General features: G+C 71.0%; 19 protein-coding genes. 7 read left to right on the plus strand and 12 right to left on the minus strand.

The genetic code is table 11. From position 1 onward, the window contains the following. Positions 1-49: 49 nt before the first annotated feature. Together RR3_RS16745 and RR3_RS16750 are read right to left on the minus strand one after the other, a co-directional pair. A complete protein-coding gene (locus RR3_RS16745) occupies positions 50-523 on the minus strand; it encodes a nitroreductase family deazaflavin-dependent oxidoreductase (RefSeq protein ID WP_010594470.1) in 474 nt (157 codons plus the stop codon). A 1-nt stretch (position 524) separates the two neighbouring features. Continuing rightward, on the minus strand, positions 525-1,688 hold the full coding sequence (locus tag RR3_RS16750; RefSeq protein ID WP_010594469.1) for a steroid 3-ketoacyl-CoA thiolase: 1,164 nt from the start codon (positions 1,686-1,688) through the stop codon (positions 525-527). A 182-nt stretch (positions 1,689-1,870) separates the two neighbouring features. On the opposite strand from RR3_RS16750, the gene RR3_RS16755 reads away from it, so the two are divergent. The 3 genes from RR3_RS16755 to RR3_RS16765 all read left to right on the plus strand — a co-directional run bounded on the left by RR3_RS16755 (position 1,871) and on the right by RR3_RS16765 (position 6,619). Further along, complete coding sequence (locus tag RR3_RS16755; RefSeq protein ID WP_010594468.1) at positions 1,871-3,124, plus strand: cytochrome P450; 1,254 nt, start codon at positions 1,871-1,873, stop codon at positions 3,122-3,124. 389 nt (positions 3,125-3,513) lie between these two features. Continuing rightward, positions 3,514-5,085: an FAD-binding protein gene (locus RR3_RS16760; RefSeq protein ID WP_255325553.1), complete on the plus strand. Its 1,572-nt coding sequence runs from the start codon at positions 3,514-3,516 to the stop codon at positions 5,083-5,085. Between the two features lie 97 nt (positions 5,086-5,182). Beyond that, complete coding sequence (locus RR3_RS16765) at positions 5,183-6,619, plus strand: MFS transporter (RefSeq protein WP_234420161.1); 1,437 nt, start codon at positions 5,183-5,185, stop codon at positions 6,617-6,619. Here RR3_RS16765 and RR3_RS16770 read toward each other — a convergent pair. Genes RR3_RS16770 through RR3_RS16795 form a run of 6 tightly spaced genes read right to left on the minus strand, consistent with a single transcriptional unit; the run spans position 6,600 to position 11,755 of the window. Further along, positions 6,600-7,199 (minus strand): nucleotidyltransferase family protein, encoded by a 600-nt coding sequence (locus RR3_RS16770; protein ID WP_010594465.1) that lies wholly within the window; start codon positions 7,197-7,199, stop codon positions 6,600-6,602. The two genes, RR3_RS16765 and RR3_RS16770, sit on opposite strands and share 20 nt — an antisense overlap. A 9-nt stretch (positions 7,200-7,208) precedes the next feature. Beyond that, positions 7,209-7,637 carry a nuclear transport factor 2 family protein gene (locus RR3_RS16775; protein ID WP_010594464.1) on the minus strand — a complete coding sequence of 143 codons (429 nt, stop codon included), beginning with the start codon at positions 7,635-7,637 and terminating at the stop codon, positions 7,209-7,211. Beyond that, positions 7,634-8,512: a TIGR03619 family F420-dependent LLM class oxidoreductase gene (locus tag RR3_RS16780; protein WP_026137822.1), complete on the minus strand. Its 879-nt coding sequence runs from the start codon at positions 8,510-8,512 to the stop codon at positions 7,634-7,636. Before RR3_RS16780 ends, RR3_RS16775 begins: the two co-directional genes overlap by 4 nt. Positions 8,513-8,524: 12 nt before the next feature. After that, positions 8,525-9,700, minus strand: coding sequence for a thiolase family protein (locus RR3_RS16785; RefSeq protein WP_017680980.1), 1,176 nt, complete (start codon positions 9,698-9,700; stop codon positions 8,525-8,527). After that, a complete protein-coding gene (locus tag RR3_RS16790) occupies positions 9,700-10,761 on the minus strand; it encodes a thiolase family protein (protein WP_064066753.1) in 1,062 nt (353 codons plus the stop codon). The genes RR3_RS16785 and RR3_RS16790 overlap by 1 nt, the downstream gene beginning before the upstream one ends. 16 nt (positions 10,762-10,777) lie before the next feature. After that, positions 10,778-11,755: a Zn-ribbon domain-containing OB-fold protein gene (locus RR3_RS16795; RefSeq protein WP_017680982.1), complete on the minus strand. Its 978-nt coding sequence runs from the start codon at positions 11,753-11,755 to the stop codon at positions 10,778-10,780. 90 nt (positions 11,756-11,845) lie between these two features. Between RR3_RS16795 and RR3_RS16800 the strand changes: the two genes are divergently transcribed. Next, positions 11,846-12,883 (plus strand): LLM class F420-dependent oxidoreductase, encoded by a 1,038-nt coding sequence (locus RR3_RS16800; protein ID WP_010594458.1) that lies wholly within the window; start codon positions 11,846-11,848, stop codon positions 12,881-12,883. Between the two features lie 161 nt (positions 12,884-13,044). Here RR3_RS16800 and RR3_RS16805 read toward each other — a convergent pair whose 3' ends face one another. Continuing rightward, positions 13,045-13,878 (minus strand): crotonase/enoyl-CoA hydratase family protein, encoded by an 834-nt coding sequence (locus tag RR3_RS16805; RefSeq protein ID WP_017680984.1) that lies wholly within the window; start codon positions 13,876-13,878, stop codon positions 13,045-13,047. 77 nt (positions 13,879-13,955) lie between these two features. Between RR3_RS16805 and RR3_RS16810 the strand changes: the two genes are divergently transcribed. Genes RR3_RS16810 through RR3_RS16820 form a run of 3 tightly spaced genes read left to right on the plus strand, consistent with a single transcriptional unit; the run spans position 13,956 to position 17,939 of the window. Next, entirely contained in the window at positions 13,956-15,611 is a 1,656-nt protein-coding gene (locus tag RR3_RS16810; protein WP_017680985.1) for an acyl-CoA synthetase, read from the plus strand. Positions 15,612-15,622: 11 nt separating this feature from the next. Further along, on the plus strand, positions 15,623-16,735 hold the full coding sequence (locus RR3_RS16815; RefSeq protein ID WP_010594455.1) for an NAD(P)H-dependent flavin oxidoreductase: 1,113 nt from the start codon (positions 15,623-15,625) through the stop codon (positions 16,733-16,735). A gap of 10 nt (positions 16,736-16,745) precedes the next feature. Then, positions 16,746-17,939: a cytochrome P450 gene (locus tag RR3_RS16820; protein ID WP_234420162.1), complete on the plus strand. Its 1,194-nt coding sequence runs from the start codon at positions 16,746-16,748 to the stop codon at positions 17,937-17,939. Between the two features lie 7 nt (positions 17,940-17,946). Here the strand turns inward: RR3_RS16820 and RR3_RS16825 are convergent, their stop codons facing one another. From RR3_RS16825 to RR3_RS16835, 3 genes are read right to left on the minus strand one after another with little or no spacing between them, the layout of a single operon-like run. Next, entirely contained in the window at positions 17,947-20,514 is a 2,568-nt protein-coding gene (locus tag RR3_RS16825) for a multicopper oxidase domain-containing protein (protein ID WP_010594453.1), read from the minus strand. Then, complete coding sequence (locus RR3_RS16830) at positions 20,511-21,602, minus strand: DUF8744 domain-containing protein (protein ID WP_230831686.1); 1,092 nt, start codon at positions 21,600-21,602, stop codon at positions 20,511-20,513. Before RR3_RS16830 ends, RR3_RS16825 begins: the two co-directional genes overlap by 4 nt. Further along, complete coding sequence (locus RR3_RS16835) at positions 21,599-22,318, minus strand: helix-turn-helix transcriptional regulator (RefSeq protein WP_026137824.1); 720 nt, start codon at positions 22,316-22,318, stop codon at positions 21,599-21,601. Before RR3_RS16835 ends, RR3_RS16830 begins: the two co-directional genes overlap by 4 nt. Between the last annotated feature and the right edge of the window lie 42 nt (positions 22,319-22,360).

The raw sequence follows: 22,360 nt of genomic DNA on the forward strand, positions 1-22,360 counted from the left end.
ACCGGGCACCCCACTGGTTCGTGCCCGGCCGTGCCGGCTCCCGCGAAGATCACTCGCACACCACCACCGGGATGACCCGATCCGTCCAGGACTGATAATTGTCGAAATCCGCGTACATCGCCACCAGCCGCGGCCAGTAGTGCGACCGCTCCTCGGGCGTCGCCACCCGCGCCGTCATCTGCCGCACCCGCGAGCGCACCTGCACGGTCACCCGCGGATCGGCGCGGATGTTGCGGAACCACAGCGGGTGCTGAGGCAGGCCGCCCTGGGATGCGACGAGCACCACCCGCTCGCCGTCCTCGAGGAACAGCAGGGGGACGGTCCGTGGCTGCCCGGTCTTGCGGCCCGTGGTGGTGAGCAGGCAGACGGGGATGCCCCACGGGAAGGCGCTGCCCACCCGCCACTTTCCACCGATCCGGCCCCCGGTGGCCTTGTAGGCCGCCACGTTGGCGCGCGACATCCACTTGATGACCGGCACCGTCCACTTCGAGTCGAGGCCCTTCGGCGCGGCGGCTGCGCTCATGTCAGATCCGCTCGATGATCGTGCCGGTGGCCAGCGCGCCGCCGGCGCACATGGTGATCAGCGCGGTCGAGCCGTCGCGCCGCTCGAGCTCGTGCAGGGCGGTGGTGATCAGCCGCGAGCCGGTGGAGCCGACGGGGTGGCCGAGCGCGATCGCGCCACCGTTCACGTTGACCTTGTCCATGTCGGGCTCGTGCACCCGCGCCCACGACAGCAGCACCGACGCGAACGCCTCGTTGACCTCGAACAGGTCCAGGTCGCCGATCGCCATCCCGGACTTGTCGAGGACGCGGCTCGTCGCCTGCACCGGTCCGTCGAGATGGAACTCGGGCTCGGCGCCGACGAGGGCCTGCGAGACGATCCGAGCCCGCGGCTTCAGGCCGAGCGCCGCGGCGCGGTCGGAATCCATGAGCAGCACCGCGGCCGCGCCGTCGGAGATCTGCGACGAGGTGCCGGCCGTGTGGATGCCGCCGTCGAGGACCGGCTTCAGCTTCGCGAGCGACTCCGCGGTCGTCTCGCGCAGGCCCTGGTCGCGGGCGACGGTCTGCTTCTCGCCGGTGAGCGCGCCCGCCTTGTCGACGACGGGTGCGACGACGGGCAGCACCTCGCGGTCGAATCGGCCCTCGTCCCAGGCCTGCTCGGCCAGCGCCTGCGACCGGACGCCGAGGGCGTCGACGTCCTCGCGGGTGATGCCGCGCCGGCGAGCGATGCGCTCGGCCGCCTCGAACTGGTTGGGCATGTCGATGTTCCACGACTCGGGGCGGCGCGGGCCGGCGAGTTCGCCGACGTTCGCGCCGAGCGGCACCTGGGACATCGCCTCGATACCGCAGGCGATGCCGACGTCGATGGCGCCGGTGGCGATGAGCCCGGCGATCAGGTGGTTGGCCTGCTGGGCCGACCCGCACTGGCAGTCGATCGTGGTGGCGCCGACCTGCCACGGCAGTCCGGCGTGCAGCCAGGCGGTGCGGGTGATGTTGTTGGACTGCGCGCCGGCCTGTGTGACGCACCCGCCGATCACCTGCTCGACGAGGGCGGGATCGAGGCCCGCACGCTCGATCAGTCCGCTCTGCGCGGCCCCGAGGATCTCGGCAGCGTGCAGGCCGGCGAGCCAGCCGCCGCGCTTGCCGATCGGGGTGCGTGCCGCCTCGACGATGACTGGTGTGCCCACGGTGGGCTCCTTTCTGATCCTTGTCCTCGCAAAGTAGAACAGGTTGTCGTGGCGGACAAGGTGTGGTCCGAATGATCGGGACTTGGCGATTCCTTGGCCTGCGGGCCGCCCTGTGCTTGAATGCTTTTAGAACGTGTTCCACATCGCGACCCGGTGCACTCGTCAGGGTAGGAGAGAATTCAGTGGCGCAGCCCAACATCCCCGAAGACATCGACTTCACCGATCCGGATCTCTACGCCGAGCGGATGCCGTTCGAGGAGTTCGCCGAGCTGCGTAGGACGGCCCCCGTCTGGTGGAACAAGAAATCCCCGGACGTCGGCGGGTTCCACGACGAGGGATTCTGGGTCGTGTCCCGGCACGAGGAGGTCCGTGAGGTCTCCCGCCGCAGCGACGTGTTCTCCAACTGGGAGAACACCGCCATCCCGCGGTTCAACGACGACATCCCGCGCGAGGCCATCGAACTGCAGCGGCACGTCCTGCTCAACAAGGACGCTCCCGAGCACACCAAGCTGCGCAAACTCGTCGCCCGCGGGTTCACCCCGCGCGCCATCAACGGCCTCCGGGACGAGCTGAACGCCCGCGCGAAGAAGATCGTCGAGGAAGCCTGCCAGGCCGGCCGGGGCGATTTCGTCACCCAGGTCGCCGCCGAGCTGCCCCTGCAGGCCATCGCCGAACTGATCGGCGTCCCGCAGGAGGACCGGGACAAGATCTTCGAGTGGTCGAATCAGATGACCGGCTACGACGATCCGGACAACACCGCCGACCCCGCGGCCGCGTCGATGGAGGTTCTCGGCTACGCGTACCAGATGGCCGCCGCGCGCAAGGAGTGCCCGGCGGACGACATCGTCACCACGCTGATCGAGGCGGACATCGACGGGGACGAGCTCTCACCCGAGGAGTTCGGCTTCTTCTTCATCGTGCTCGCCGTCGCCGGCAACGAGACCACCCGCAACGCGATCACGCACGGCATGGCGGCGTTCCTCGACAACCCGGAGCAGTGGGAGATCTTCAAGCGGGACCGCCCGAAGACCGCGGCCGACGAGATCATCCGCTGGGCCACGCCGGTCACGTCGTTCCAGCGCACCGCGCTCGAGGACACCGAACTCGGCGGGCAGACGATTCGCAAGGGCGACCGCGTCGTGATGCTGTACGCGTCGGCGAACAACGACGAGGAGGTGTTCGAGAACCCCCGGACATTCGACATCCTGCGAGATCCCAACCCGCACCTCGCGTTCGGCGGAACCGGCGCGCACTACTGCCTCGGCGCCAACCTGGCGCGGATGGAGATCGACCTCGTGTTCAACGCGATCGCCGACTACATGCCCGACATCACCAAGGTCGCCGATCCGCGCCGGTTGCGGTCCGGCTGGCTCAACGGCATCAAGGAGTTCCGGGTGGACTACAGGACGGAGGGCGGCTGCCCCGTCGAGCACTGACCCGATGCCACGGCGCCGGGGCGATCGGGGCTCCTACGGCGCCGCCGTGCCGACCGCTGGCCCCGGCGTCCTGCGGATCCGGTCGCCGTTCCCGTTCGGCGCGCGGAGGGATGTCGGACAGAGGTGGGGAGTACCGCAGAAGCCGGCGAGGTGGGTGCACCCCGCCGAAATTGGGGGTGAGGGCGGGGTGCTCGGCCACAGTATTTCGGCCGCCGAGGGCCGGCAGCTTCCGGTCCTGCTGACCGGGATCGGCCTGTGCGACGTCGCCGTGCCGGGTCCGGCCGTGCGGACCGAACGGCGGAGATCTCGCGTGCGGCAGGGCCCGGGCCTGTTGTTCCGCCCAGTGAGACGTCCTCTCCCGTGCGCCGCGGTTGCGGAAATAGTGTCACGTGCTCCCGGAACGGAATCGGCGAAAGGCTTCGAGCATGGTGGATTGGGCAGAGGAATGCGACGTCCTCGTCGTGGGATCGGGGGCGGGAGGCTGCTGCGGCGCGTACACCGCCGCCCGTGAGGGACTGTCGGTCGTCCTGGTCGAGGCCTCCGAGTACTTCGGCGGCACCACCGCCTACTCCGGCGGCGGTGGGGTCTGGTTCCCCACCAACGCCGTGCTGCGACGTGCCGGCGACGACGACACCATCGACGACGCCCTGACCTACTACCATGCCGTCGTCGGCGACCGCACCCCCCGCGACCTGCAGGACGCCTACGTCCGTGGCGGCGCACCCCTGATCGACTACCTCGAGGCCGACGAGGACATCGAGTTCACGGCCTACCCGTGGCCGGACTACTTCGGCAAGGCTCCCAAGGCCAGCGCGAAGGGCCGTCACATCGCACCGACCCCGCGGTCCGTCGCCGACGACCCGGAACTCAACGAATCCGTCCGCGGGCCGCTGGGTCGCGAGCGCAACGGGGATCCGTTGCCGGACAAGCTGATCGGTGGGCGTGCCCTCATCGGCCGGTTCCTGGTCGCCATGCGCAAGTACCCGAACGTGCAGCTGCACCGGAACACGCCGCTCGAGGAACTCGTCGTCGAGGACGGCGCCGTGGTCGGCGCGATCGTCTCCCACGGCGAGCAGCGGCGCGCGGTGCGGGCCCGCAAGGGCGTCGTGCTCGCCGCCGGCGGATTCGACCACAACGACGAGATGCGCGCACGGTACGGCGTCCCCGGCGCGGCCCGCGATTCGATGGGGCCGTGGTCCAACCTCGGCAAGGCCCACCAGGCGGCCATCGCGATCGGTGCCGACGTCGACCTGATGAGCGAGGCGTGGTGGTCGCCGGGGCTGACCCACCCCGACGGGCGCTCGGCCTTCGCGCTGTGCTTCACCGGCGGCATCTTCGTCGACCAGGACGGCAATCGCTTCACCAACGAGTACGCGCCCTACGACCGGCTCGGCCGCGACATCATCGCCCGCATGGACAAGGGCGAGATGACGCTGCCGTTCTGGATGATCTACGACGACCGGAGCGGGGTGGTGCCGCCGATCGCGGCGACGAACGTTCCGCTCGTGGAGACCGAGAAGTACGAGGCGGCGGGACTGTGGAAGACCGCCGACACGCTCGCCGAACTCGCCGGGCAGATCGGGGTGTCGGCCGAGGCGCTCGAGGCGACCGTCGCACGGTTCAACCGCCTCGCCGCCGGCGGCGTCGACGAGGACTTCGGCCGCGGGGACGAGCCCTACGACGTGGCGTTCACCGGCGGCGGTTCGGCGCTGGTCCCGATCGAGAAGGGCCCGTTCCACGCCGCGCAGTTCGGCATCTCGGACCTCGGCACCAAGGGCGGCCTGCGCACCGACACCGTCGGCCGCGTGCTCGACGGCGCCGGGACGTCCATCCCCGGGCTGTACGCGGCGGGCAACACGATGGCCGCCCCGAGCGGCACCGTCTACCCCGGCGGCGGCAACCCGATCGGCACCAGCGCGTTGTTCGCCCACCTGGCGGTCCGGCACATGGCCGGCGCGTAAGGACGACGCCGGCCGCCCGGTCCCGCTCAGTGGGTCCTGCGTCACACTCGGCGTACTCCGTCCGTACGGTTCACACCGACGAACCGTAGGAGTATTCATGAGTACATCGTTGGCACCCGAACGGGCACCCTCGACCCGTGCCGAACGCCGCTACGAGCGGACCCGACCCGTGTGGGCGGTGGTGGCCATTCTCATCGCCGTCGAAGTCATCAGCGCATTCGAGACGTCGATGATGTACGCGGCGCTGCCGACGTTCGCCCGGGTCTTCGAGGCGGACGCCTCCGCGGTCGGATGGACCGTGACGGCGTTTCTGCTGGTGGCGGCGGCCTCGGCGGCAGTGTGCGGCCGGCTCGGCGACATGTACGGTCGCGAACGGGTGCTGATGTTCGTGCTGGCCTGCGCCGCCACCGGCTCGATCGTCAGCATGGCGTTCGGGACCCTCGAGGCCATCATCGCCGGCCGGGCGATCCAGGGGGTGGCGGGCGCGATCCTGCCGCTGTGCATCGGGCTCGCCCGTGAGCACCTGCCCGCGGAACGCGTCCCGATGGCCGTCGCACTGATCTCCGGATCCGCCGTCGCGGCCGGGGCCGCCTCCCTGCTCGTCGCCGGCATTCTCATCGACCTCGGGGACTGGCGGTACATCTTCGTCGTCGCCGCGGCGTACGCCGTCGCCTGCATCTTCCTGGTCGAGGCCGTGCTGCCGTGGCGACGCCGCCACCACCACCGGCAGCCGATCGACGTGGTGGGCGCGGCCGGCCTGGCGACGGCCGTGGCCGCCGTCCTGTTCGGGTTGACCCAGAGCCGCGCCTGGGGCTGGAGCGACGGCCGCGTCCTCGCGCCGATCGTCGTCGGTACGGCGATCTTCGCCTGGTGGGTGTGGTGGGAGCTCGGCCGGCCGTCCCCGATCGTGAACCTGCGCCTGCTCGCCGAACGCAACGTCGCGCTGACGATGCTCGCCGGGGTGGCCCTCGGCGTCGGACCGATCGGGGTCGGGACGATGATCATCCCGATCATCATGCAGAGCCCCACCTCCGCGCCGTTCGGCCTCGGACTCACACCCACCTACGCCGGAACGCTGTCGTTCGTCGGCGCGATGATCGGCATGGCGTTCACGCCCGTCGCGGGCCGGATCGCCGCCGCGGTGGGGGCACGGTCGTCGCTGCTGCTCGGCAGCGTGGTGTTCCTCGTGGCGTGCGCCGGATTCTTCTTCTTCCGGGCCTCGGTGCTCGGGATGACGCTGCTGGTGGTGGCCGTCTCGGTGGCGACGGCGTTCGCGTACACCGCGCTGCCGAACCTGCTCGTCGAGTCCGTCCCGGAACACAACACGAGCGAGATGGCCGGCAGCCAGACCGTGCTGCGCACCGCCGCGTCGGCCGTGGGCACCTCGGTGGCGTCGCTCCTGCTCGCGTCCCTGGTGGTGCCGGGGACGGCCACGCCGACGGTGGCCGCACTCGGGGCCGTCTGCACGATGCTGGTGCTGTCCTGCGCCGTGACGATCGTCCTGGGCTCGGCGATCAGGTATCGCCGCGCGTGACGTCCCGCCGGTCCAGCAGCGCCAGATCGCCGGGCACGTCGACGTCTCCCGGATCGGCGAGACCCGTGCAGTCCAGCCGCCGCACCCGGTCGCGGTGGCCGGCGAGGAATCGCCGGGCACCCTCGTCGCCGACGGCCTCCCGGGCCGCCGCCTCGGCATCACGCCGGTCGAACACCACAGGATGGCCGGGGCGGTCGCCGAACATCGGCACGGTGATCGTGCCGGGGCGGTGCGCGGCCAGCACGGTTCGGACGAGTCCGGCGGTGATGCCGGGAAAGTCGACGACGGTCAGGGCGATCACCTCGTGGCCCGTCGTGGCGTCCATCCCGGCCCGCAGCGACGTCGACATCCCCTCGGCCCAGCGCGGATTGACGACGGTTCGGATGCCGGGCGGGCACGCGGCGACGACGTCGTCGGCGTAGGCGCCGGCGACCACCGTGATCTCGTCGCAGCCCCCGGCGGTGAGCGCGGCCACCACGGTGTGCAGCAGCGGGTGGCCGCGGTGGGGGAGCAGTGCTTTCGCGCGCCCGCCCAGTCGCGTGCCGCCCCCCGCCGCGAGGACGATCCCGCCGACGGTCATGGCCGGACTCTAGCCGCGCGCCGCCCCGGCTGCGGGGCGAACCGTCTTCATGGCCCGCTCGACTTCCCAGAAGGCGCGCAGCGACGCGATCCGGCCGTCGTCGTCCACGCGGTAGACGAACACGCCCTCGGCGTCGATCACGTTGCCGCCGAGGGTGGTGCGGATGGTGCCGATGTTGACGCACTCGTCGCCGCACACCAGCACGTCGTCGACGAGGAACTCGAGCCGGTCGGTGTTCGCGATGGTCATGTCGTAGAAGCGCGAGATCGCCTCGCGCCCGTGGTGCCCCGTGCCCTCCGGGTCGAACCCGGACGGACCGACCGGGTCCTCGACGACCCCGTTCTCGGCGAACAGCGCCAGCCACTCGTCCTTGCGCTTCCCGCTGGCCGCGGCCTGGGACGCCCGCGCGGCCACCCGCGCCGGATGTTCGTCGCTCATGCCTGCTCCCTTCGATGGATGTACCTGTCGGCGAATCTGTGCAGGGACTCCTGCTTCGCCTCGAGGGGACTGTCGAAGCCGTGCCCGTCGAAGATCCACGGCACCACGATGATGTCGGTGACCCCGGCGTCCTCGAGTTCGGCGTACCCCGCGCTGCCGAACCGGTCGACGCACACGGCCTGGATCTCGAACGGCTCGTCGGCGCGGCCGTATTCGGCGCGCAGTTCGCGCAGTCGCGCGACCACGTCGACGAGGTCGTCGAAGCGGATCATCGCCGAGGTCCAGCCGTCGCCGATCCGGGCCGCGCGGCGCAGCGCGACGTCGGTGTGGCCGCCGATGTAGAACGGCACCGGTGCGCTGGGGGCAGGGCTCATCTGCAGGCGGTCGAAGTCGAAGAACTCGCCGTGGTGTTCGACCATGCCGCCGCCGAGGATGAGCCTGATGACCTCGATCATCTCGTCGACCCGCTTGCCGCGCCGCGCGTACGGGACGCCGCACCACTCGAATTCCTCCGGGGCCCAGCCGATTCCCACGCCGAAGCCGAAGCGGTTCCCGGTCAGGTTGGCGACCGACCCGACCTGGCGGGCCAGCAGCACGGGGTTGCGGGAGCCGAGCTTGAGGACCTGGGTGTAGAACCGGAGCGTCGACGTGACCGCCCCCATCGCGGCCGCGGCGATCAACGGATCCACCCACGGGGTGTCCTCGGTCCACATCCGCGACCCGTCGGGAGTGTACGGGTAGTCGACGCTCTGCTTCTCCATGTAGAACAGGGAGTCGGGCAGCGCGATCGAGGCGAACCCGCACTCTTCGGCAGTGCGGGCCAGGTCGGCGAGTTGATCGAGCGGCGTCATCGCGACGCCGACGGTGAAGTCCACCACGGTCCGTGCCTATCGTTCCGGTCGGTCCGAGCTGACGACCCACATCGAGAAGTACTGCGAGCCACCACCGTACGCATGCCCGAGCGCCTTGCGCGCACCGTCGACCTGATGTTCCCCGGCGCGGTGCATCACCTGCATCGCCGCCTCGGCGAATCGGATCATTCCGGACGCGCCGATCGGGTTGGACGAGAGCACCCCGCCGGACATGTTGACCGGCAGCTGACCACCGAGTGCCGTTTCCCCGGACTCGGTGAGCTTCCAGCCGGAACGTTCCGGGGTGAAGCCGAGGTTCTCGAGCCACATCGGTTCGAACCACGAGAAGGGGACGTAGATCTCGGCGCAGTCGATCTCGGTGAGCGGGTCGGTGATCCCCGCGGCCTTCCACAGCGCCGCCGCGGCCATCCGGCCCGCCTCGGGGTTGACCTGGTCGCGTCCCGCGTACGTGGTCGGCTCGGTTCGCATCGCGGTGGCGTGGATCCACGCGACGCCCCGGCCCTGCGCCTCGACTGCCGCGGCCGAGTCCTCGTCGCCGATCACCACGGCGCACGCGCCGTCCGACGAGGGGCAGGTCTCGTCGTAGCGGATGGGGTCCCACAGCATCTGCGACGCCTGCACCGACTCGAGCGTGATGTCCGGCTGCTTGAGGTGCGCGTAGGGGTTCTTCGCGCCGTTGAGGCGGTCCTTGACGGCCACCATCGCGCCGATGTGCTCGGGGGCGCCCGAGCGCCGGATGTAGGAGCGCACGTGGGGGGCGAAGTAGCCACCGGCGCCCGCCCCGACCGGCATGGTGAACGGCACCGGGGTGGACAACGCCCACATGGCGTTCGATTCGGACTGCTTCTCCCACGCCACGGCCAGCACCCGTCGGTGCACGCCGGCCTGGACGAGGCTGGCGGCGACGTTGGCGGTGGACCCGCCGACCGACCCGGCGGTGTGGACCCGCAGCATGGGCTTGCCGGTGGCGCCGATCGCGTCGACCATGCCCAGTTCGGGCATCATCACGCCCTCGAACAGGTCCGGGGCCTTGCCGATGACGACGGCGTCGATGTCGTCCCAGCCCACGTCCGCGTCCGCGAGCGCCCGGTCGATCGCCTCGCGGACGAGACCGGACATCGACACGTCGTGCCGTTTGGCGACGTAGTGGGTCTGTCCCGTGCCGAGGACAGCGGCGAGTTGCTTGCCCATCAGTTGCGTCCCTCCAGAACTGCTACCAGATTCTGTTGCAGCACAGCCCCACTCGTCGCGTGTGCGAGCGCACGTCCGGCGCGGCCGTCCATGATCGCCTGCGCGGCGCAGCCGATGCGTTCGAGTCCGCCGGAGAACATGGGGTTGCCGGTGAGCGGACCCCCGGTCGGGTTGACCGCCGTCGCGCCCGAGAGGCCGAGCGCCTCGCGCAGGATCAGCTCCTGATGCGTGAACGGGGCGTGCAACTCGGCGACGTCGAAGGCGGTGTCCCCGCCGGTCACCGCCGCGGCGGCCGCGGCGGCGGACGGTGCCTGCGTCAGGTCCCGCGAGCCGAAGTTCGGGGTGTCGATGCGGTGCTCGATGCCGGTGATCCAGGCGGGGTTCTCGCACAGCTCGCGGGCCCGGTCGCCGGTGGCGAGCACGACGGCGGCGGCGCCGTCGGTGACCGGGGCGCAGTCGTGCCTTCGCAACGGGTCGGCGACGTAGGGCCGGTCGAGCAGTTCCTCGACCGTGACGTCGCCGCTGATCTGGGCATTCGGATTGTCCTTGGCGGCGGCCCGCGCGCGGACGGCGACCTGCGCCATGTCCTCCTCCGTCCACGTGCCGGCGTCGAGTCCGAACCGGGCCTGCAGCCCGGCGAGCGAGACGGAGTCGAGGCCGAGCGGTGCGACGAGGTACGGGTCGAGCTGCACGCCGAGGACCTGGCGCAGCGTGCCCGCCGAGGACTTGCCGAAGCCGTACACGAGCGCGGTGTCGACCTCCCCGGTGAGCAGCTTGACCCACGCCTCGTACAGCGCCCAGGCGGCGTCCATCTCGACGTGGGATTCGTTGATCGGCGGCACCGCGCCGAGCGCGTCCACGGCGGAGATGAACGAGAACGCCCGGCCGGCCAGGTAGTCCGACGAGCCCGAACACCAGAAACCGATGTCGGACTTGGTGATACCCAGCTTGTCGTAGAGCTCCCGGAAGCACGGGACGAGCATCTCGACGCCGTTGGTGGTGCCGGTGGTCTCGCGCACGTGAGGTGCCTGCGCGAAGCCGACGACTGCGATGTCTGTCATGGTGGGCGCGGCTCCCTTACAGGTGGTGTTCGAAGGTCTCGTAGGCGGCGTCCGGCTCGCCGGTCGGCCGGAAGTACTCGATGTTGCGCAGCGTGTAGTCCCACTCCTCGCGCGGGCGCCACTTCGCCTCCACCCGCATGCCCATGCGCACCTCGGAGGCGTCGCACTCGAGGATCAGGTGCAGGAACGGGATGTCGGCACCGTCGAGCAGCACGTACGCCGCGACGTAGGGCGGCGTGATCTGCTGCCCGAGAAACGGCACGTTGACGATGCAGAACGTGGTCACGATGCCCTTGTCGGACACCTCGACCTGCTCGCGGGTGGGGATGCCGTCGGTGGGGTTCGCGCCGCGCGGCGGGATGTAGACCTTGCCGCCGGGACCGGTGCGCCCGCCGATCAGTCGGCCCTCGGCCAGCCCGCGCAGGTAGTAGGACTCCTCGGACGACGCGCTGTGCGTGTAGTGCAGGTCCAGCGGGGTGATCATCATCGTCACCGGTTCGCCGGAGTCCTCCGGCCGCACCGTCACGGTGCCGGCCTCGCCGGGCTCGAACCCGGCGATGTCGCGGATGTGGCCGACGCGGTCGTCGGCCCAGCGCACGCGCACCCGCATCCCGGTGCGCATGTCCGCCGGGTCGGGGACGTCGACCGCGTGCAGCAGCGTCGTGTCGGCCCCGTCCAACTGGATCAGCGCCCACGCGAAGGGACGGTCGAACGGCTGGCCCGGCAACGGATCCGGATTCCAGGTCCAGCTGCGAACCGTGCCGCTCTGCCCGACCTCGACGAAGTCGGTGAGCGGTTCGTGGGTGACCGCGTCGAACTCCGGGGGCGGCACGAGGACTCGTCCGTCCGAACCGCGGGCGCCGAGGATTCGTCCGTCGCGCAGACCGGTGACGAACGCGCCGACGGTCGGCCCCGTGGATCGGGTGTAGTCGAACTTCAGGTTCAGTGGTGCGCTCAGCGGTTTCTCCGCGGTCGCGCTCTTTCCCAGGCTCACAACTTCGAGTAGAACAGGTTCTAGAGACGGTGGCAAGGGTACTGTCCGAGCAGCGGTGCCTTCGGCCCACCCCGAAAGGAATGGTGTGCAATGAAACTGGGTCTGCAGCTCGGCTACTGGGGGGCGCAGCCGCCCGCGAACGCCGGAGAGCTCGTCGCTGCCGCCGAAGCGGAGGGCTTCGACGCGGTCTTCGCCGCCGAGTCGTGGGGCTCGGATGCGTTCACACCGCTCGCCTGGTGGGGCTCGGGCACGCAGCGGGTGCGGCTCGGCACGTCCGTCGTGCAGGTCTCCGCCCGCACCCCCACCAGCTGCGCCATGCACGCCCTCACCCTCGACCACCTCAGCGGCGGCCGGCACATCCTGGGCCTCGGCGTGTCGGGCCCGCAGGTCGTCGAGGGATGGTACGGCGAGCCCTTCGCCAAACCGCTCGCTCGCACCCGCGAATACGTCTCGGTCGTGCGCCGGGTGCTCGACCGCCGCGAGCCGGTGACCAACCCGGGGCCGCACTACCCGCTGCCGTACGACGGTCCCGGCGCCACCGGACTCGGCAAGCCGCTCAAGCCGATCACGCACCCGCTGCGCGCGGACATCCCCATCTGGATCGGCGCCGAGGGACCGAAGAACGTCGCGTTGACCGCCGAGATCGCCGACGGATGGCTGGCCATCTACTACTCGCCGCGCCTGGCCCCGATGTACGACGAGTGGCTCGACGAGGGCTTCTCCCGTCCGGGCGCCCGGCGCACCCGCGCCGACTTCGAGATCGCCGCGACCTGCCAGGTCGTCGTCACCGACGACCGGGCGGGGACCGTCGCGGGCCTCAAGCCCGTCACGGCCCTGTACGTCGGAGGCATGGGCACTCCCGAACTGAACTTCCACGCCCAGGTGTACCGGCGGATGGGCTACGGCGACGTCGTCGACGAGGTGACCAGGTTGTTCCGCGCCGGTCGCAAGGACGAGGCCGCCGCCGCGATCCCCGACGAGATGGTCACCGAGACGATGATCGTCGGCGACCGCGACGAGGTCCGTGCCGGGGTGAAGCGCTGGTCCGACGCGGGCGTGACGATGCTGCTGGTGAGCTGCCACGACGCCGAGCACGTGCGTTCCTTGGCGGACGTCGTCCTGGGCTGATCCCGCCGCCCCGGCGCGCACCCACTGCTGCCGCGTGACCGAATGTCACACCGGTTCGATGTGATCGACGCGATGTGACATTCGGTCGGCGGGGGCGGCCGGCGGGGGCGGTCGGCGGGGGCGGTCGGCGGGGGCGGCCGGCGGGGGCGGGCAGAGGCCCCTCAGGCGCCGGTGAACTTCGGGGCCCGCTTCTCGGCGAAGGCGCGGGGGCCCTCCTTGGCGTCGGCGCTCTTGAAGACCTCGGCGCCGAGCTTCGCGTCGATCTCGAAGGCCTCCTCCTCGTGCATGCCCTCGGTGTCGCGGATGGTCTTCAGGATGGCCCGGACGGCGAGCGGGCCGTTGGCGGCGATGGTGCCGGCGATCTCGAGGGCCTTGTCGAGTGCCTGACCGTCGGGGACGACGTGGCCGATCAGGCCGATCTCCTTCGCCTCGGGGGCCGTGATGTGCCGGCCGGTGAGCAGGATGTCGGCGGCGATCGTGTAGGGGATCTGACGCACGAGCCGCACCGCCGAGCCACCGAGTGGGAACAGGCCCCATTTTGCTTCGGACACACCGAATTTCGCGCTCTCGCCGGCCACCCTGATGTCGGTGCCCTGGAGGATCTCGGTGCCGCCGGCGATGGCCGGCCCCTCCACCGCGGCGATGAGCGGTTTGGTGAGGCGGCGGCCCTTGAGCAGCGCGGGCAGCCTGGACAGGTTCCATCCTCCGCCGTCGCCCTGCTCGAACTTGTCGCCCGGGGCGGACCGGTTCATCGCCTTGAGGTCGGCGCCCGCGCAGAAGGCGCCGCCCGCGCCGGTCAGGACGGCCACCCGGATCTCCGGATCGTTGTCGACGCGGTCCCACGCCTCGGCCATGATCGCCATCATCTCGCCGGAGAGGGCGTTGCGCGCCTCGGGCCGGTTCATGGTGACGATCAGGACCGGACCGCGCTGCTCGACGAGGCAGTGCGGAGCGGCTGTCGAAATGCCGGAAACTTCCGATGCGGTGGTGGACACTGAGGACTCCTGCGGTGTTGTGAACTGGATCTCATTCGGGTCTTGTCAGAAACGGTAACACGTTCTACTTTTGTGTCGTGGCCCTTAACATCGCAGACCTCGTAGAGCACGCAATCGACCTTGTTCCCGACCGCGTCGCGCTCGCGTCGGACGGACGTGAGGTCACCTACGCGCAGCTGGAGGAGCGCGCCAATCGGCTCGCCCACTATCTGCAGGAACAGGGTGTGAAGCCCGGTGACAAGGTGGGTATCTACTCCCGCAACACCATCGAAGCCATCGAGGCGATGGTCGCGGTGTTCAAGATCCGTGCCGTGATGGTGAACGTCAACTACCGGTACGTCGAGAACGAGTTGCAGTACATCTTCGACAACTCGGACATGGTCGCGCTCGTCCACGAGCGTCGCTATTCGGACAAGGTCGCCGCCGTCCTGCCGCACTGTCCGCAGATCCGTACCGTCGTCGTGGTCGACGACGGTACCGATCTCGACTACTCGGGCTACGACGGCGTCGACTACGAGTCCGCCCTGGCCCAGGGCTCCCCCGAGCGCGACTTCGGCGAACGCAGCGCCGACGACCTCTACATCCTCTACACCGGAGGCACCACCGGCAGCCCCAAGGGCGTGATGTGGCGTCAGGAGGACGTGTGGCGCGTGCTCGGCGGCGGCATCAACTTCATGACGGGCGAATACGTCGCCGACGAATGGGAACTCGCCAAGACCGGTGCCGCGGGTGCGCCGCTGGTGCGCTTCCCGATCCCGCCGCTCATCCACGGCGGTGCCCAGTGGGCGGTGCTGCAGTCGCTGTTCAGCGGCGGCAAGGTGATCATGCATCCCGAGTTCGACGGCCACGAGGTGTGGCGGGTCATCGAGGAACACAAGGTCAACGTCATCTTCATCACCGGCGACGCGATGGGCCGCCCGATGCTCGACGCCCTCGAGAGCGGCCGTCCCGGGACGGGGGAGAAGTACGACCTGTCGTCGCTGTTCGCGATGGCGTCGAGCGCGGCCCTGTTCTCCCCGGCGCTGAAGGAGCGCTTCCTGGACCTGATGCCCAACACGGTCGTCACCGACTCGATCGGCTCGTCCGAGACCGGCTTCGGCGGACTCGGCATCGTCGCCAAGGGACAGACCCACGCGGGCGGCCCGACCGTCAAGATCGACGCCTCCACCGCCGTGATCGACGACGAGGGGAACCCGATCGAGCCCGGATCCGGTCAGGTGGGCGTGCTCGCCCGCAAGGGCCACATCCCGATCGGCTACTACAAGGACGAGGTCAAGACCAAGGCGACCTTCCGCGAGTACCACGGTGTCCGCTACTCCATCCCGGGGGACCACGCGCGGGTCGAGGCCGACGGCACCGTCACCATGCTCGGCCGCGGCTCGGTCTGCATCAACACCGGCGGCGAGAAGGTGTTCCCCGAGGAGGTGGAGGGCGCCCTGAAGGCCCACCCGGACGTGTTCGACGTCCTCGTCGTCGGCGTGCCGGACGAGCGCTGGGGACAGCGCGTGTCCGCCGTGATCGCCCCCCGGGCCGGCACCCGGCCGGCGCTGGCCGACCTCGTCGAGGTGGCCCGGACGCAGATCGCCAGCTACAAGATCCCGCGCAGTGTCTGGTACGTCGACGCCATCAAGCGCTCACCGGCCGGCAAGCCCGACTACCGGTGGGCCAAGGAGCAGACCGAGCAGCGCCCAGCGGACGACCACCACACCAACGGCTCCGCTGCGGCGAGCTAGAAGGGACCGGGATGCACACCGATCTCAGCAGGAAATTCGGAATCCAGTACCCGATCTTCGGGTTCACCCCGTCCGAGCACGTCGCCGCCGCGATCAGCCGGGCCGGTGGTCTCGGCGTCCTCGGCTGCGTCCGGTTCAACGACCCGGCCGAACTCGACGACGTCCTCACCTGGATGGACGAGAACACCGACGGCAAGCCCTACGGCGTCGACATCGTGATGCCCGCGAAGGTCCCCACCGAGGGGTCCGCCGTCGACCTCGACAAGCTCATCCCCGCCGAGCACCGTGCCTTCGTCGAGCGCACCCTCGCCGAACTCGGCGTGCCGCCGCTCGACGAGTCCGCCGAACACGCAGCCGGTGTCCTCGGATGGCTGCATTCGGTCGCCCGCTCCCACGTCGACGTCGCGCTCGGGCACCGTCCGGCCCTCATCGCCAACGCACTCGGCTCCCCGCCGAAGGACGTGATCGACCTCGCCCACGAGAAGGGGGTGCCCGTCGCGGCGCTCGCCGGGGCGGTCGAGCATGCCCGGCGGCACGTCGAGAACGGCGTCGACATCGTCATCGCCCAGGGATACGAGGCGGGCGGGCACACCGGTGAGGTGGCCTCGATGGTGCTCTGGCCCGAAATCGTCGACGCCCTCGGCGATTCGGCGACGGTACTTGCCGCCGGCGGAGTGGGGTCGGGTCGGCAGATCGCCGCCGCGCTCGCGCTCGGCGCGTCCGGAGTGTGGATGGGCTCCTACTGGCTCACCACCTCCGAATACAAGCTCGGCGCCGCCGCGGCCGGCCCGTCGTCGGTCCAGCGAGCGCTGCTCGGCGCGTCGTCGTCCGACACCGTGCGCTCGCGGATCTACTCGGGCAAGCCCGCCCGCCTGCTCAAGACGAAGTGGACCGAGGCGTGGTCGAAGCCCGAGGCGCCGTCACCACTGCCGATGCCGTTGCAGAACCTGCTCGTGAGCGAAGCCCACCAGCGGATCGCCGCCGCGGACGATCCCGAGGTCGTCGCGATGCCCGTAGGGCAGATCGTCGGCCGGATGAACGAGATCCGGCCGGTCGCGGAGATCATGGCCGAGCTCGTCGCGGGGTACGAGCAGGCCGTCGACCGGCTGAACGCGGCCCGGTGACGGACCGGTGGTGACCGTCTACGATCCCTTCGACCCGCAGTTCCTGGCCGACCCCTACCCGGCCTACCGGATGCTGCGGGACGAGGATCCGGTGCATCGCCACGTCAGCGCCCGGAACGGCATCCCGCCGTTCTGGGCGCTGTCCCGCTTCGAGGACGTGTGGAACGCGGTGCGCGACACCGGCACCTACTCCTCTGCACAGGGATTGACGTTCGTACCCGACGAGATCGGAAAACTGGGTCTCGCGCCGACGATCGTCATGCTCGACCCGCCGCGGCACGGACAACTGCGTGGACTCGTCGCGAAGGGCTTCACTCCCCGGCGCGTCGCGGCGCTCGAGGACGCGGTGCGCGGATTCGTCCGGGTGCTGCTGGATTCCTTCGCGGGCCGGCGTGAGGTGGATCTGCACCGCGAGTTCTCCTCGCCGATACCCACATTCGTGCTGGCCGAGCTGCTCGGGGTGCCGGCAGCCGACCGGCCGCGCTTCGATCCGTGGGTCGCTGCCCTCACGGCGCTGCAGGACTCCGGGTTCGACCTGAACGCCATGAGCGCCCCCGCTGCCGTCGCCGAGATGTTCGAGTACTTCGCCGGGTTGATCACCGAGCGCCGTCGCGCACCCGGCGACGACCTGATCAGCGCGTTGACCGAAGTCGAGTCCGACGGCGAACTGCTCACCGACTGGGAGATCCTCGGCTTCTGCTTCGTCATGGTCGCCGGGGGCAACGACACCACCGGGAACCTGATCTCGCACGCGGTGATGCTGCTCGACACCGACCACCGCCAGCGCGCCCTGCTCGTCGACGACCCCGCCCGGATCCCGGGCGCGCTGATGGAGACGCTGCGGCTGGAGGGATCGGTGCAGGGACTGGCGCGGACCACCACGCGCGACGTCGAACTGCACGGGGTGACGATTCCCGCGGGGGAGAAGGTGATGATGCTCTACGGCGCGGCCAATCGGGACGAACGCGAATTCGGGGACACCGCCGAGCAGTTCGACATCACCCGCTCCATTCCGCGGCACCTGGGTTTCTCCAGCGGTCCCCACTTCTGCATCGGCTCGCACCTGGCGAAGTTGCAGTCCCGGGTCGCCCTCGAGGAATTGCTGTCCCGGTATCCGCACGTGTCGGTCGACCCGGGTGCGGGGGTACGCCTGCAGTCGTCGTTCACCCGCGGCTGGGCGAGCCTGCCCGCGTCGCTCGGGTAGCCGCGTTTCAGGGCTGCACCTCGACAACCCCGTGCGCGCCCCGCTCGGCGTCGACCATCACGTGCGAGACGAAGGGATAGCGGCCCTCCTCGGGGAAGGTCAGCTCGACGAACCCGCCCTGGGACGGCGACAATCCGAGCGTCTGCGCACCGGAGACGCCCGGGCGCAGGCGATAGTCGCCCTCGGTCCAGACCGTGTCGAACTGCCCGCCGACGACATGGAACGCGGTGCCCCGGTCGGGTCCGGCCGCGAGTACCCAGATCCGCACCCGCTCGCCGACACGGGCGGGCAGCGGCACGTGGTCGTATTGTCCGGCGTAGCCGTTGAACACCACCAGATCCGGTGCCTCCGCTGCGATCTTGGCCGCGTCCGCCTCACCCGCCGCCGGACCGAGATACAACTCCGACTGCACCAGCACGTACTCGCGGTCCACCGGCGGGAGGTCCGGCGGATCGATGACGACGGCGCCGAACATCCCGTTCGCGATGTGCACGGACATCGGCATCGTGGCGCAGTGGTACATCCAGATGCCGGCACGCGTCGCGGTGAACCGGTAGACCAGGGACTGTCCGGGGTCGATGGTGCGCATCGGCCCGTCGGGGGCGAGCGACCCGGCGTGGAAGTCGATCGAATGCCCGATCGTCCCGTCGTTGACCAGCGTGATCTCGAAGACGTCGCCGACCTTGCCGTGCAGGGTCGGACCGGGTGCGGTGCCGCCGAACGTCCACAGTCGCTGGGTGATTCCGGGGGCGACGGGACGCTCGGATTCGGTCACGGTCAGGGTGATGCGGTGCTCCGGCATCGGCGCGGGCAGCGCCGGGTCGTGCGGGACGAAGTCCGGTCCCGGTTCGGCACCGAGGCTGCGAGCGACGTCGGTGGCGGCGAGCGATGTGCCGGCTGTCGCCGCGGCATGATCGGCGTGCGCGTCCGGGGCCGGCGCGCCGGTCGCGCGGATCCGTAGCGTCATGCCCATCTGCCGGTGGCCGGCGACCGAGCACCACCCGTCGACGTCGCTGCCGATCACGCCGGCGTCGAGAGTGGCGGAGTCGCCGGGAGCGAGGCGCTCGGTTCGGGTTCCGTCGGCAAGGACGAGGTCGTGCCGATCCGTACCGGAATTGGTGAGGGTGACGACGAGGCGGTTTCCGGCGGGAACGTCGATCACGTCGGGCACGAACCGCATCCCTTCGATGCGGACCTGAGCTTCCGTGGTGACGCCCGTGACCTCGACCGCCTCCGCGCGCACGGTGGAGATGCCCGCCGCTGCGGGATCCGCCGCCACGCCCGCGGCGGCGGCCACCACGACGACACCCAGGCCCGCGGCGGCCACACCGAGACGCCGCCGGGCGGGGATCGGTTCGGGCCTGCCGAGCCGCGACGGCGTGCCCTTGGCCCGGCGGCCGGCCACCACCGCGCGTACCGCGAGCGGAAGAAACGCGGCGAGGGCGACGAGAACCAGCATCGACGCCAGGACGCGCACCAGGCTCGGCGCCGGGAGCACGCACAGCACCAGGCCCCCGTTGGCCACCGCGACACGCCACGCCGCGCCGCGTTCGAGTTCCGCCGTCGCGGCCTGCACGGCCGCCCGCCCGCCGATGACCACCGGGAGCAGGTACGTCAGGGCCCCGAGCAGCACCTGGACGAGGAAGCCGGCGAGCAGGATCCCAGTGGCCGTGCCGATACGGCCGGCGGCGGCCGTCCAGCCGGGTGCGGTGGCCAGCGCGACCGCCACGTAGGCGGCGCTCACGAGGAACCAGGTCACCCCCGCGAGGACGGACATCGTCGCGAAATCGGCGGGTGTGCGGCGACGGATCTCCGCGAGGTGCGGTTCGAGCACGTACACCGCTGCGGCGAGGTAGGTGAGCGCGCCCGCCGCTGCGAGCCCGGTGCTCCCCATGATCGCCCCGGCCACTCCGGCGCCGAGCCCGGCGGCGAGAACGGGCAGACCGTGCCGCGCCGCCGTCTCCACCCGCTGCGCCACCCGGGTGCGCAGCATCGTCGGCCACAGGGTGACCAGCGTGCCGAGCACGGTCAGTCCCATCCACCCGAACAGGTTGACTCCGGCGTGCGCGACGACGAACCGCTCGTGCAGCGTCCCCGGCAGCGCGTCGTTCGCCATCGCGGCGCCGAGACCTGCCCCCAGCGGCAGCAGGGCGGCGGCCACGATGTAGAAGCGGACGGTCTCGCCGAAGCGTGACGGCAGCGCGGCCCGCAGGTGCCGGACGAGGATCACGGCGTGTATCGCGGCGATCACCGCCACCGTGACGCTGCCGGCGAGCACCAGGGGCCACCAGCGGCCGAGCATGCCCGCGACGACCGCGACCGCGCCGGCGTTGAACACCACCAGCCGCAGCGCTTCGGGTCGACGACTCGTCGCCGGCGGGCGGCGCAGCAGGGCGTCCGCGAAGTGCCGGCTCCAGACGAGGACGGCGTTGCTCGCCGCCCCGAGTCCGAGCAGATGCACCAGCAGCCACCCGGACATCGGCACGAACCGGTGAGCGAGCGCGACGACGACGAGCGCGACGAACCACGCGAACACGATCGTCCCCGCCCGCAGGTGCCATCCGCCGCGGCTCATGCCGGCGCCTCCGTCCGCGCCGGTCGCAGCGCCGAGTACGCGGCCACCGCGAGAAAGGCGAGCACCGCGACGATGTTCAGGACCCCGCCGACGGTGACGGCCCATCCGACGCCGCGGACGTCCCCGACCGCCAGGCGTAGCAGCAGGGACCCATGCAGCAGCACTGCGGGCCCGTACATGGCGGGGCGGTACGGCAGGGGCCGTCGCACCACGGCCGGGAGAACGATCGGGGCGTGCGCGAGGATCATCGACAGCACGAAGCCGAGCATCACCGCATGCACGACCGCGTCGTACCCGCCGCCCGTCCGGACCGGGCCGACGAGCAACCACGTCAGTCCCGCCGCGGCCAGCCACCCGTACCCGGCGAGCAGGCACACGGCCGTGAACCGGGCCTGTCCGGCCGCGCGGACCGTGCGGCGGGCCACGTCGAACCGGGCCAGCCAGGCGACGAGGGCCAGCAGCGCGGCGCCCAGGAGGGGATACCCGGCGGACGGCCACAACAGGGTGGCGAGCACGCCGGCCACGACGGCCCCCGCGCTCGCCACCAGGAGCTGCTCCGCGCCGGTGCCGACCATCGCCACCCGCGCGAGCTCGAGGCGTTCCCCCGCGATCGTGAGCACGAGGAAGCCGACGAACCACGGCAGCAGGTCGGGGACGGACACGCCGCCGAGCCACAGCAGTGCACCGCCCGTTGCGAGGACCGCGCCGGCCGCCTGCACGACCACCGCGACGTCCTCGGTGCGCCGCCACAACGGCACGTACACCGCGACGAGCAGGGCGCTGCCGGCCACGAGGAGGCCGTCGGCGAGACCTCGGGGGGCGGGGGCGACGAGCAGCAGACCGCCTGCGCCCAGGCAGATCGGCGCGGAATACCCCCAGCGGCGTCCGAGTGCGACAGCGCGCTCGAGGGCGACCACCGTGCCGACGAAGCCGAGCACCAGCACGACGCCGTGGACCTCGGGGAGCCGGTCGCTGTCGACCGGAGCGGGCACACCGAGCAGCAGCAGTGCGGCGTCGAGACCGGCGAGGAGGGCCACCCCGCCCGGGAGGAGCAGCAGCGCGCGTGTCGGAACGGGACGCTCGTTCACGGCTGCCGCCCCGAGGGCCGTGGCGGTGCGGCGGGCGTAGGCAGGAAGAGCCGGCACGCGCCGGGTTCGGCGAAGGGCAGCAGGTCCAGGCCCGGCCCGGTGGGAGCGCCGAGTTCGGCGAGGACGCCCTCGACGATACCGAGGTGGACCTGGCACACCACCGTGGGGAAACGGCGGGCGGCGGCGAGCAGCGGGCACCGGCGGAGCGCGACGCCGCGGAGCGGCCCGTCGTCGACCGGGTCGAAGCCGAGGTGGGCGAGCAGGGTCAGCACCGTCCGGTCGGGGTCGCCGGAGGCGCGGTACTCGCGCACGAGGTCGCGGCCCCAGTCGGTACCGGCCGCGCGGGCGTCGGACTCGGGAGTGGCGCTGGTGCGGGCGAGGTGCCCGGCGAGGGCGGTGGCGAGTCCGGCGTAGTCGCGCGCGGAGACGGAGGGGTCGGCGGCGGGTGCGGGCCGGTACCACCGCGCGGGCCGGCCGCGTCCCCGCGCCGGTTGCGGGCCGACGCTGTCGTGGACGAGCAGGCCGAGTTCCACGAGGGCTTCGAGATGCTCGCGCACCGTGTTGGTGTGCAGGGCGAGACGTCCGGCGACGTCGCCGACGCGCACGGGAGCATGGGTGCGCACGTCGCCGAGGACGGTCGCGCGCTGGGCCGACAGCGGCGGCGGCTCCGCCGTTGCCGGAGGTGCCGGCCCGAGAACCGGATCACTATTTTCCACGGAATTAACTGTAGTAAATGGGGCCGGGAACGGCCAGCCCGG

It is taken from the genome of Rhodococcus ruber NBRC 15591, from assembly GCF_001894945.1.
Lineage (GTDB): Bacteria > Actinomycetota > Actinomycetes > Mycobacteriales > Mycobacteriaceae > Rhodococcus > Rhodococcus ruber.